The sequence below is a fragment of the Paenibacillus sp. FSL L8-0436 genome, from assembly GCF_038593025.1.
GTDB lineage: Bacteria > Bacillota > Bacilli > Paenibacillales > Paenibacillaceae > Paenibacillus_AQ.
The window spans coordinates 180689-192889 of record NZ_CP151955.1 but is presented as its reverse complement, the minus strand read 5'-3'; the positions used below and the strand labels follow the sequence as shown (position 1 = coordinate 192889).

Here is a 12201-nt window from a genome sequence, read left to right as displayed (position 1 = left end):
ATAACTGAATCTAACTATGCATGGTTTAACGTGCTTTGTTTATAAAAACCACTTTGTTTTTTATTGATTTCTATTAGGAATCGTAATAACTTTCTGCAAATCAAATTCCAACTCACTACTTACATATTTATCAAAAAACTCACCATCTAGCCCTGTCATTTGCTTGAAAAAAGATACTTCAACCGTCCAATCCTTTTCTATCATTTGACGAATATCCATAAGTTTCCTGTTTGCCAAAAAATCAATAATCGTTTTAATTTTCATGGGCTTCTGGAGTGGGATTGATTTATCCAATGGTTCAACCTTTAGATAATTCTTTCTGTGTAATGCAGCATAGAAATTACGATGATCCTTCGCTTCAAAAATACCTAGTTTATAAGCTCGATAACCTAACACTTGTAATGATACTTTCCACTTTCGTTTTAATTCTAAGTACGAATCTGGATTTGTAATAGCAATAACTTCCGTTATATCTTTGATAAATTCTTTTTCAGGCAACAAAAATGCTCCTGCAAATAAATTAGCTTCATTCTCAAAATGTTTATGTTCTTTCCTATCTAAGTTTGCAAACTCAACTCGAAAATGAAGCAATAAATGACCCAACTCATGTGCGAGATCAAAGTTTCTTCTTGCAGCGGATTGTTTTATATTTCCCAAAATAATATAAGCTCTATTTTTTTGAGTCCATAAACTGTATGCATCAATATCTTCACCAATTGCTTTTTCAAATATAAAAATGCCACTTTTTTCAATTAAATACATTAGTTCATCATTTGTGTCATGTGAAAAGCCCAGCTTCTTTCGCGCTAACTGGGCCATTTTATTGATTTGAATCATCCTGTCGTCGTCTGTGCTGTTTAGATAATCTACTACTTCATCTCTTAACTGAACAATATTCAAGGTTGGAAGACTGATCTTAGCTGTAATTTGCTCTACAAATGCATCTAAAAATTCAACATGTTTTACTTCCGATTGCGTCTTTGAAAATGTATTTATGATCTTTGAACGATAAGCAATATTCATAACTTCGATATTCGATGCCACATTGTAAAGCGATACCATATCCCGAGTATAAAAATATTTACTCTTCACCTTAAATATTCTTTTTAGCTCGTTTACAATTTGTACTTTAGGTGATGTATACGAATTTTCATACTGCCAAATCGCTTGTTCTGTCACATCTAACATTTCAGAGAGCTGCTTTCTAGAATATCCATGCATGATTCGTAAATTGGTAAGATTCTCACCAATGAACATTCTTGCCCCCTCCTTACCTCTTAACTACTCAGCTTGTTGATCCTCTTCCAATATCCCGATATCATAAGCTGCTGGATCCATGATTTCCTCGCCCATTTCTGGTGCTACCACTTCTCGATCCTCATTAGTTAACTCTGCACCAAATATAAAATCAGACAAGTCTTCAACTAAATATGCCACATTGTCAGTTGGATTAGGTAAATAATTTTTCACTTCAGAAATTTGATACGCCTCATCTAGCGTATATGTTAGGATATGAAATTCAGTAAACGATGATTGGAAATCTTCCAATTCCTCTTTTACTTGGTTCTCAGAAACGAAAAACGAAAGTTGTTCGTATCTCGCGGCTAATTCACCATCCTCTGCAACAGGTTGAAATTTTGAGAACTCCACATCTTTATTGATTTTAGACAATTCATGTAAGTATGTCCGGTGAGATCCTTTATTACCTCTATTCGCTGGTAATTTAGATTGCGAAAAGCATTTTTCATTAAAATAAGTTGCATTCTTAACCAGGAAAAGAATCTTAGACTCACCATGAATGAATTGAAGATAGTCCCATGTTAAGCCTGCTTTTGATTTTCTATACCTAAAACCGTAATCAACACACTCTTCTGCAATTTTGCTTTCAATGAAATTACCTTTAGTCCAAGCAAAAGCAGAACTTATCTTCATCTTAGCTTTCCTATCCTTACGATGTTCAATGTAATCCCGATAGCCTTCAACGATAGCTTCAACAATCATTTTGTTATTCTCAGAGCTAAACTTATATTGTTCCAAATTAATCGCTCCTATTCATGATATAACAATTCTTCTTTAGTCTACTTCAAAATCGCACCAATGAAAATGATTTTTTTTAATTTTATTAAAGTTATTTCAGAATTATTGGCTATTTCTTAAATTATATATCTGCCAACCATGATCATTCACTGCCTCCCAAGAACCCTCGTTACTTGCCTCTTTGGGTAACTGTCGTAGTCAATTGTTACGGAGAATGCACATCCAGTCAACATCACTGAGGAACTTCTCAACCTCTGTAAACATAAAGCTAGAGCGAAGTAAAACCAGAGGCGGCGTAATTTATCATCCTTCTAGCTGAAACCTAGTGTTATCAAGGCTTTTCAACCACAATGCACCCCTGATTATCTCCTGAAAACATGAAAAAGAGTACCAATTAAGGTACTCTCTCATACTCCATATGGAGCCGAGGGGATTCGAACCCCTGTCCGAAGATAACGGCACATAAGCTTCTACGAGTGTAGTCACGGATTTGATGTCACCCTAGAAGCCCCCCGTAACCGGGTCCCCTTCGGGTCAGCCTGATTGTCTTCTTCAGCTCACCGCAGGCGGAGATGAGACAGCGTATCCCACTACTTGTTAGCCCCTATCCCTGTCACATGGGCGATGCAGGGTAGAAGCACGCACACAGTTTCTTAGGCTGCGAAAGCGTAGTTTGTTTGTTGTTTGCCGTTTAATAGGCTTTAGCGTTGATGAAGCGGACGCGTCCCCACTACTCGCTACTCATGCTCGAACTACCCCCGTCGAATCCAAGAACGGCCCCTCATTAAAAGGGCGCTTCGGATTAAGCGGACCAGCGAGCAAAAGTGATCCGATCCACAGTCTCTTCTTCAAGAAGACTGCATAGAAGCATTAAGCTTTACTTACACAGTATAGCACATTTATCAACACTTTAACACGAAGGTTAAAGGAATTGAAGGGGGAATCTGGAACATTGGGCAATCTCCTGCCCGGGCCTATCTTGCGATCTTTTGCTTGTCGCGCAGCACACGCTGAATATCGCGCTGAGCATCACGTTTTGCGGCAGAATCGCGTTTGTCGTACTCTTTCTTCCCTTTACCAAGGCCGATCAGCAGCTTGGCGTATCCATTGCGGACGTACACCTTCAGCGGCACGATGGTGAAACCCTCACGTTTGGACTGTCCCAGCAGCTTGTGAATCTGCTCTTTATGCATCAGCAGCTTGCGCGTACGCGTCGGGTCGGTAGGATTGGAGCGGTTCCCTTGTTCAAAAGGGCTGATATGCATGTTGTGCACGAAAATCTCACCGTTTCGGATCGTCGCAAAAGCATCGCCAATATTCGCGCGCCCATTACGCAGCGACTTGATTTCTGTGCCGGTCAGCACCAAGCCTGCTTCGTAAGTGTCCTCGATGTAATAATCATGGGAAGCTTTTTTGTTCTGGGCGAGCACTTTCCCGTCTGCTTTTTTACCCATGAGAGTCACTCCTTGAATCGTATTCCTAGGCAGAGATAATCAGATCGCCTTAACAAGCAGGTAAGTTTGATTATCCAAACGTCAGATCTATATTGTATCAAAAGCGCTCCGGGGAACGCAAGGAAGCAGCGCCCATTCACCATCAGGCATTTTGACATATGTATGTCAGTAAGACCCGCTTTGGAGGTGATTTATATACAATATGATGGATAAATAGAAATTACATGCTAGGATATAAGTGGAGATGGCGTTAATCCCAGTGTAGGGAGACTTTGATCTTGGAAGTTTATGCATTCCTTTTGCGGGAGACCCCGAACATAAAATTCGTTATTAGTAAAAAAGCGCTGCTCCCTTCACGGGGAACAGCGCTTTTCATCATCTCAGCTTACTCCTGAGGTTTTTTCTTCTTTTTCTTTCGGCGTACTGCGCCTTCCGCATTGCTGCCTTTGTCACTGCGCTTGGCAGCTACCTTGTCGGAGGTCTCCACGTTGCCTGGAGTCACGGAAGGGCCAATGAACACGCCGCTCTTGTTCTTCTTGCGGCGGCCCTTATTTTTGCCTTCTGTGCTTCCGCTGCGGCTCTCGAACCCGCGATCCTCCCGGCTGCTGAACCGGGTGTTCGCGTCAACGCCGCGCAGCTCGCCTGCACCTTGCTCGCCTGCGCCGCCGGCTGGCGCGCCGTAGCCGCCCTTGCCGGAGCCGAAGCCGAAGCTGATGCCGCGTCCCCCGGCACCGCCTCCGGCCTCTCCGCCGCGGCCACGTCCCCCGCCGCTACGCTCGCGCGGCGCACTGCTGCCGCCCGCTTCGCCGTTCAGGGCGGCGTAAGCCCGGCGTGCGGCCTCTGCAGGGCCGCCGCTGCCACGTTTAGCGCGTCCGCCTGCAGGCGCGCCGTTACCAGCCGCCGCGTCTGTGCGCGGCGCTTCCCAGGCGCCGGTTCCCACCGCGCCGGACTTGCCTCTGCCGGCGTTCAGCGCGCCGCCGGACTTGCCCTTGCCCGCGCCGACAGCGCCGGGCTTGCCTTTACCGCCGGTGCGGCCCTTGCCGCCGGCTTTTCCACCGGACGGCTTGCTGAAGCCGCCGGCACCCGGACGGCCGCCTTTACCGCCGCGTCCGCTATAGCTGCGGTGCTCGCTTGCCGCACGCGGCTTCATGTCGACCAGCTCGAAGTCGATCGTGTGGTCGTCCATGTTGACCTTGGCGACGCGGATCTTCACCTCATCGCCGATACGGAACACCTTGGAGGTGCGCTCCCCGATGAGCGCCATATGAGCTTCGTCGAAGTGGTAGTAATCATCGCTCAGCGCGCTGAGACGGATTAAACCTTCGACGGTATTTTCCAGCTCGATGAACATGCCGAAGCTGGTTACACTGCTGATCATCGCCTCGAATTCCTCGCCGACCTTATCCTGCATATATTCCGCTTTCTTCAGCTGCTCCGTATCACGCTCTGCTTCCACTGCTACGCGTTCGCGTTCAGAGGACTGCTGCGCGATGTCAGGCATCCGGCTGGACAGGTAATCATGACGCTTCTGGCTTAGGGCTCCACCGTTCTCGATCACCTCGCGCATCACACGGTGAATGACAAGGTCCGGGTACCGGCGGATCGGCGATGTGAAGTGGGAATAGTATTCCGCCGCAAGTCCAAAATGGCCCGTGCTCTCCGCATCATACTTAGCCTGCTTCATGGAGCGCAGCATCATTGTGCTGATGACTGTCTGCTCCTTGGTGCCTTGAATGTCCTCCAGCAGGCTCTGCAGCGCGCGCGGGTGGACAGAATTGCCGCGTCCCTTAACGTGGTAGCCGAAATTGGCGGCAAAGGCCATAAAGTTCTGCAGCTTCTCCGGGTCCGGATCTTCATGTATCCGGTAGAGGAACGGCACTTTTAGCCAGTGGAAATGTTCGGCTACCGTCTCATTGGCCGCCAGCATGAACTCTTCGATAATTTGTTCGGCTACTGAACGCTCACGTTTTACGATATCAACAGCTTTGCCGTTCTCGTCGACGATGATCTTGCTTTCTTCAAAGTCAAAATCAACCGCTCCCCGCCGCATCCGCGCATCGCGCAGCTTCATGGCCAGTTCCTTCATCAGACGGAAATCTTCGATCAGCGGACTGTACCGCTCCAGCAGCTCCGGATCTTCGTCTTCCACGATTTTACGGACATTGGAGTAAGTCATTCTTTCTTTGGTGCGGATTACACTCGTAAAGACATCATGCTTCACGACCTTCATATGCTCATTAAATTCCATCTCACAGGACATCGTCAACCGGTCCACCTGCGGGTTCAAACTGCAAATCCCGTTAGAGAGACGGTGCGGCAGCATCGGAATTACCCGGTCCACCAGATACACGCTGCATCCGCGGTCATAAGCTTCCTTATCGAGCTCCGAACCTTCGCGCACATAATAGCCGACGTCGGCGATATGAACGCCCAGCTTGTAATGCCCGTTCTCCAGCCGCTCCACATTGACCGCATCATCCAGATCCTTGGCATCCTCACCGTCGATGGTGACAATGTTGAGCCCGCGCAAATCGCGGCGTCCCTGCTGGATAATTTCTTCATCGGTAATGGAATCCGGCGCCTGCTCCGCTTCGGTCATCACTTCAGACGGAAAAGCCTCAGGCAGCTGGTGCTTACGGATTACGGATAAAATATCAACACCCGGATCATCCTTATGCCCCAGAATTTCAATGATTTCCCCTTCAGCCGCAGCGCGGCCTTCCGGATAATTTACAATGCGGACCACAACCTTCTCGCCGTCGACCGCTCCCATAAAGGACTGCTTCGGAATAAAGATATCGCGGTTAATCCGCTTGTCATCCGGCAGCACAAAACCGTAGGTCTCCAGGCTTTGGAATACCCCAACAGTCTGGAGCACACCTCTTTTCACGATCCGCACCACTTCGCCTTCCATCCGCCCGCCGGACGGACTTTTCGAAGTAACACGCACCAGTACGATATCCCCGTTCATCGCACCCTTTAAATCGTTGGCGTGTACATACACGTCGGGATGATCACGGTCGTCCGGGATTAGAAAAGCAAACCCCTTCGCATGTGCCTGCAGCCGTCCGCGCAATAAATCCATCCGTTCCGGCACGCCATAACGGGCATTCCGGGTCAGCACGACTCTCCCGTCCTGTTCAAGCTCCAGCAGCAAATCCTCGAACGCTTTAAACGACGCGCTATCATGCAACTCGAAGTGGCTTACCAATTCGTCATAAGTGAGCGGTTTATAAGCGGTCTCCCGCATAAAATCAAGCAATATTTCCTGTGTTATCAAGTTAGTCACCTCGGCCCTCCGCAGCCTTTAAGCGCTGCTGGCATATATGTATGTCTTGTCCTGCTTCACCCGAAATCATTCAAGTAAAATTTACCTTTATATACTTCATACCCTAGTATACACGAAATCAATCCAGAGCATCCCTGTAATGATTATCACAAAGTTAACGCAGTCCAAAAAATTGCACCAAAAAAGCCCACGCCCCATTCTATTCAGAACAGTGCGAAGGCTTATTGTAGACGTCCTAATCAACTACAATGGCAACAACGATCGCCATAATGAAGAATCCAGCTGCCAGTGCAACCGTTACACGCTGCAGTACAAGCTCCATACCGCGTGCTTTAGTTTTACCGAAAAGATGCTCAGCACCGCCGGAGATGGCACCGGAGAGACCTGCGCTTTTCCCTTTTTGCAGAAGAACGACCGCAATCAGACCGACGGAAAAAATCAGGAGAACTACTTTCAAAAAGATATCCATTCACTTCCACCTCCTACGTCCAAGCATCACTATCTATGCTAAATTAGGTTTTACGTTTCATAAACAGCATTTTTATTTTATCATAGCTACCGTATGAATACAACCTTCTGACTACGAATCTAGTTTGGAGATACCGGGTGTCAATCTCCTATGCCTGTCTCCTGAAAAACGTAAGAGTCAGCAATAACAGCGCGGAAATCACAATGATAGGAACACACATAAAGGCATAGGCAATCCCTTCCCAGCGCCCAATCACTGAAAAACTGAGCACGAGCAAGATTGCACCGCCAACCAAGCCGACAATCCCCGGATAAAACGTGAGCCCGGAATGCAGTCCCCGGATTCGTGTAAAAACTAAGCTTATGATTACAATCAGTATTCCAATCGCAATCCCGGCCACAATAGCATTCATTCAATCCACTCCTTCCAATTATCTACATTTATAGAATACCTATTCAGAGTGGCAGATGCAATTTCAAATCAGGACCACCCGTCCAACGGGTGGTTTGCTCTAGGGGTATAACCCCTCGTTGCCAAACTGCGCCTAAAGACGCTAGCCTGACCACACATTTGTTCAGGCTCAGTGTAATTTGTCATCTTCACTTACCCGTTAAACGGGCTTATTTCTTTTTGTTCCTTTTGTCACTGAATGGATCTTCGTATTCTTTTACACTCAATTTGTCTATGGCTTGGTCATGTGCTTCTTGTTCACGGATGTATTTGGCTACCGTGGCTTCATTTAAACCCACCGTGCTCACGTAGTATCCTTCCGCCCAAAATTTTCGATTCCCATACTTATACTTTAGTCCAGCGTGCTTCTCAAAGATCATGAGCGAACTTTTTCCCTTCAGATATCCCATGAACGTGGACACGGCGATCTTCGGCGGTATCGCGACCAACAGGTGCACGTGATCTGGCATCATGTGTCCCTCTATGAACTCGACTCCTTTGTATTTACATAAACGCTTGAAGATTTCGATTAAATCTTTCCTTACTTGATTATATATTTCTTTCCGTCTATACTTCGGGGTGAACACGATATGGTATTTGCACATCCACTTCTATAGCTCTTGTTTGCCATCTTTGACCATTCCTTTCCATTGAGCCTGAACATCTCAATTCTATCGGAATGGTCTTGGTGGTCAAACCCTCGTTCCCTCCACCCGCATAGCGGGTGGTTTTTTGTTTCGCGCGTTTCACGCACTCAACTGGCTAAAGCCATAATAAAAAAGAGCCTGCCGGAAACCGGCAGACTCTTTGAAAAGCTTGACTCAAAAATAATTATCTTTTGAGGTTGTAGAAGGATTTCAGGCCGTTGTATTGAGCCAATTCACCCAGTTCATCTTCGATACGAAGCAATTGGTTGTATTTAGCGATACGGTCTGTACGGGAAGGAGCACCTGTTTTGATTTGGCCGGCATTGGTTGCCACAGCGATATCAGCGATGGTGCTGTCTTCGGATTCACCGGAACGGTGAGAGATAACTGCAGTGTAACCTGCACGTTTAGCCATTTCGATAGCATCGAAAGTTTCAGTCAAAGTACCGATTTGGTTAACTTTGATTAGAATGGAGTTACCGATACCTTCTTCGATACCTTTAGCCAGACGCTCAGTGTTGGTTACGAACAAGTCATCGCCAACGAGTTGGATTTTGTTGCCGAGTTTCTCGGACAGCAATTTCCAGCCTTCCCAGTCATCTTCGGAGCAGCCATCTTCGATGGTGATGATTGGGTATTTATCAGCCCAAGAAGCGAGCAGGTCAACAAATTCAGCTGGTGTGAAGGATTTTCCTTCGCCTTCCAGGTGGTATTTGCCATCTTTGAAGAACTCAGTGGAAGCAACGTCCATACCAAGGAATACGTCAACGCCTGGTTTGTAACCGGCTTTTTCGATAGCTTCCATGATGGAGGACAATGCATCTTCGTTGGAAGTGAAGTTAGGAGCGAATCCGCCTTCGTCGCCAACTGCTGTGTTCAGGCCTTTAGCTTTCAGTACCGATTTCAGAGCGTGGAAGATTTCAGCACCTGTACGCAGTGCTTCTTTGAAGCTAGGTGCGCCAACTGGCAGAACCATGAACTCTTGAACGTCTACGTTGTTGTCGGCATGTGCGCCGCCGTTAACGATGTTCATCATTGGTACTGGAAGCTGTTTAGCGTTGAATCCGCCCAGGTATACATACAAAGGTACATCCAGAGCTGCTGCTGCAGCGCGGGCTACGGCCATGGATACAGCCAGAATTGCGTTAGCGCCGAGTTTGCCTTTGTTGTGAGTACCGTCCAAAGTAATCATCAATTTGTCAATGCCCAGTTGGTCAAGAGCGTCCATACCGATTACTTCAGGAGCGATGATTTCATTTACGTTCTCAACAGCTTTCAGAACGCCTTTGCCCAGGTAACGGTTTTTGTCTTCGTCACGAAGCTCTACAGCTTCATGAGCGCCAGTGGAAGCGCCGGAAGGAACGATAGCGCGGCCTTTAGCGCCGGATTCCAGATAAACATCAACCTCTACAGTAGGGTTACCGCGGGAGTCGAGGACTTCGCGAGCGTACACATCAGAAATAATAGTCATGTAAGTTAATCTCCTTTTATCATGGGTTTTGGTAGTGATGGTAAAGCTTAAATCCTGCTTATTTACGGCTGGCGATCATGGATTGTCCGGTCATTTCCGCTGGTTGCGGAAGTCCCATCAGATCCAGAATCGTCGGTGCCACATCGGCAAGGATACCGGATTCGCGCAGTACAACATTTTCGGTAGTTACGATGAAAGGAACCGGGTTAGTAGTATGAGCCGTGAACGGACGTCCGTTCTCGTCAAATACCATATCCGCATTGCCGTGGTCGGCAATGATGATTGCCACGCCGCCTTTGGCTACAACGGCATCCACAACTTTACCCACACATTCATCCGTCACTTCAACAGCCTTGATTGTTGGCTCCAGCATGCCGGAGTGTCCAACCATATCAGGATTTGCGAAGTTAAGGATAATAGCATCTTGTCTATCCGCTTCGATTTCCGCTACGCAGGCCGCCGCCACTTCGTATGCGCTCATCTCAGGCTGAAGATCATAAGTTGCTACTTTAGGAGAGTTGATCAGGATGCGGGTTTCCCCAGGAAGCTCTTCATCGCGTCCGCCGCTGAAGAAAAAGGTTACATGCGGGTACTTTTCAGTTTCCGCAATACGTAATTGCTTCTTGTTCTGCTGTACCAGCACTTCACCCAAGGTATTATCCAGGTTCTTCGGTGAGTAGGCCACGAAGCCCTGCACCGTTTCGCTGAATGTAGTCAGACATACGAAGTGCAGACCTTGCGGGAACAAAGGACCCCGGTCAAAACCACGGAAATCCGAGTTGGTAAAGACTTGGGACAGCTGAATCGCACGGTCAGGGCGGAAGTTCAGGAACACAACGGAATCGCCGCTTTCCACTACCGCAACCGGCTTGTCATTGCTGTCTACGATAACACTAGGCTCAACGAATTCATCATACACGGAATTCTGATAGGAGGCTGTGATCGCCTGCAGGGCATCGGTATATTTCGGGCCTTCGCCATATACCATAGCACGATAGGCTTTCTCTACACGCTCCCAGCGTTTGTCACGGTCCATTGCGAAGTAACGTCCGGATACCGTAGCAATCTTACCTACGCCAACCTCTTCAATCTTGGCTACGAGATCCTGAACGAACTTTTGTCCGCTGTCAGGAGGTACATCGCGGCCGTCCATGAATGCGTGAATATACACTTCGTGCATATCTTCTTTCTTGGCCAGATCAAGCATGGCAAACAGGTGGCTGATATGACTGTGTACGCCTCCGTCGGAGACCAGCGCATACAGATGAAGCTTTTTGCCGGTTGATTTGGCGTTTCTTACAGCAGCCACCAGCGTTTCGTTATCAAAAAATTCTCCGTCACGGATAGACTTGTCAATCCGGGTCAAATCCTGATATACGATACGTCCGGCACCGATGTTAAGGTGTCCTACTTCCGAGTTACCCATTTGTCCTTCCGGCAGACCTACAGCTTCACCGCAAGCAGTTAGTGTGGTATTCGGATATTGTTTCAGGTAACGGTCATAGTTAGGCTTGTTGGCTTGAGCAACAGCGTTGCCTTCAGTCGTATTGCGCAAACCGAAACCGTCCATGATGATTAACGCTACAGGTTTTGGTGCTGACATTCTTACTTCGCCCCCTCAACGAGTGAAACAAAGGAAGCTGGCTGCAGGCTGGCACCGCCGACAAGAGCACCGTCGATGTCGCTTTGACTCATGTACTCCGTTACATTCTCAGGCTTCACACTGCCGCCGTATTGAATACGCACAGCTTCAGCAGTTGCTTCATCATACAGACCTTTTACAAGGGTACGGATATAAGCAATAACTTCGTTGGCATCCTGGGAAGTGGAGGATTTGCCTGTGCCAATCGCCCAGATAGGCTCATAGGCGATAACGACCTGAGCAGCCTGTTCGGCACTGAGACCGGCAAATGCAGCTTCGGTTTGAACTTTGCACACATTTTTTGTTTGATTAGCTTCGCGCTCTTCAAGCTTTTCGCCTACACAAACAATTGGAGTAATGCCGTGACGGAATGCCGCATGCATCTTTTTGTTCACGATTTCGTCCGTTTCGCCAAAATAAGCGCGACGTTCGGAGTGCCCGATGATAACATACTCAACGCCAAGGTCCTTCAGCATTACACCGCTGATTTCGCCTGTATAAGCGCCGTTATCTTCGAAGTGCAGGTTTTGTGCACCGATCTTGATGCTTGTGCCTTTTACTGCTGCTACCAGTGCTGGCAGGTTAGTAAATGGAGCGCAAACAACAGTCTCTACGCCTGCTACTTCTGCTTGGCCTTTGACTTCAGCGATGAAGCCTTCTGCTTCCGGAACGGTTTTGAACATCTTCCAGTTCCCGGCGATAATAGGTGTTCTACTCATAGTAATGGATTGCCTCCTTCTAC

At 47.6% G+C, this 12201-nt stretch carries 10 protein-coding genes and 1 other RNA gene; all 11 read right to left on the bottom strand.

Features of this window, described 5'->3' with window-relative positions; translation table 11 throughout:
- Window positions 1-60: 60 nt before the first annotated feature.
- Window positions 61-1257: an XRE family transcriptional regulator gene (locus tag NSS79_RS00960; protein WP_342437924.1), complete on the bottom strand. Its 1197-nt coding sequence runs from the start codon at window positions 1255-1257 to the stop codon at window positions 61-63.
- 24 nt (window positions 1258-1281) lie between these two features.
- On the bottom strand, window positions 1282-2037 hold the full coding sequence (locus NSS79_RS00955) for a DUF5986 family protein (protein ID WP_342437923.1): 756 nt from the start codon (window positions 2035-2037) through the stop codon (window positions 1282-1284).
- Window positions 2038-2453: 416 nt separating this feature from the next.
- Window positions 2454-2818, bottom strand: a transfer-messenger RNA (tmRNA) gene (gene ssrA / locus NSS79_RS00950).
- 193 nt (window positions 2819-3011) lie between these two features.
- Window positions 3012-3491 (bottom strand): SsrA-binding protein SmpB, encoded by a 480-nt coding sequence (smpB, locus tag NSS79_RS00945; RefSeq protein ID WP_038584698.1) that lies wholly within the window; start codon window positions 3489-3491, stop codon window positions 3012-3014.
- A 385-nt stretch (window positions 3492-3876) separates the two neighbouring features.
- Window positions 3877-6771 (bottom strand): ribonuclease R, encoded by a 2895-nt coding sequence (rnr, locus tag NSS79_RS00940; protein ID WP_342440281.1) that lies wholly within the window; start codon window positions 6769-6771, stop codon window positions 3877-3879.
- Window positions 6772-7015: 244 nt separating this feature from the next.
- A complete protein-coding gene (gene secG / locus NSS79_RS00935; RefSeq protein ID WP_038584695.1) occupies window positions 7016-7249 on the bottom strand; it encodes a preprotein translocase subunit SecG in 234 nt (77 codons plus the stop codon).
- Window positions 7250-7397: 148 nt separating this feature from the next.
- Window positions 7398-7661, bottom strand: a complete 264-nt coding sequence (locus NSS79_RS00930; RefSeq protein WP_038584692.1) for a hypothetical protein — start codon at window positions 7659-7661, stop codon at window positions 7398-7400.
- Between the two features lie 208 nt (window positions 7662-7869).
- Complete coding sequence (tnpA, locus tag NSS79_RS00925; RefSeq protein WP_342437301.1) at window positions 7870-8304, bottom strand: IS200/IS605 family transposase; 435 nt, start codon at window positions 8302-8304, stop codon at window positions 7870-7872.
- 226 nt (window positions 8305-8530) lie between these two features.
- Window positions 8531-9817, bottom strand: coding sequence for a phosphopyruvate hydratase (gene eno / locus NSS79_RS00920; protein WP_038584689.1), 1287 nt, complete (start codon window positions 9815-9817; stop codon window positions 8531-8533).
- Between the two features lie 58 nt (window positions 9818-9875).
- Window positions 9876-11420, bottom strand: coding sequence for a 2,3-bisphosphoglycerate-independent phosphoglycerate mutase (gpmI, locus tag NSS79_RS00915; protein WP_038584686.1), 1545 nt, complete (start codon window positions 11418-11420; stop codon window positions 9876-9878).
- Window positions 11421-11422: 2 nt separating this feature from the next.
- Entirely contained in the window at window positions 11423-12178 is a 756-nt protein-coding gene (gene tpiA / locus NSS79_RS00910; RefSeq protein WP_342437922.1) for a triose-phosphate isomerase, read from the bottom strand.
- Window positions 12179-12201: the final 23 nt, after the last annotated feature.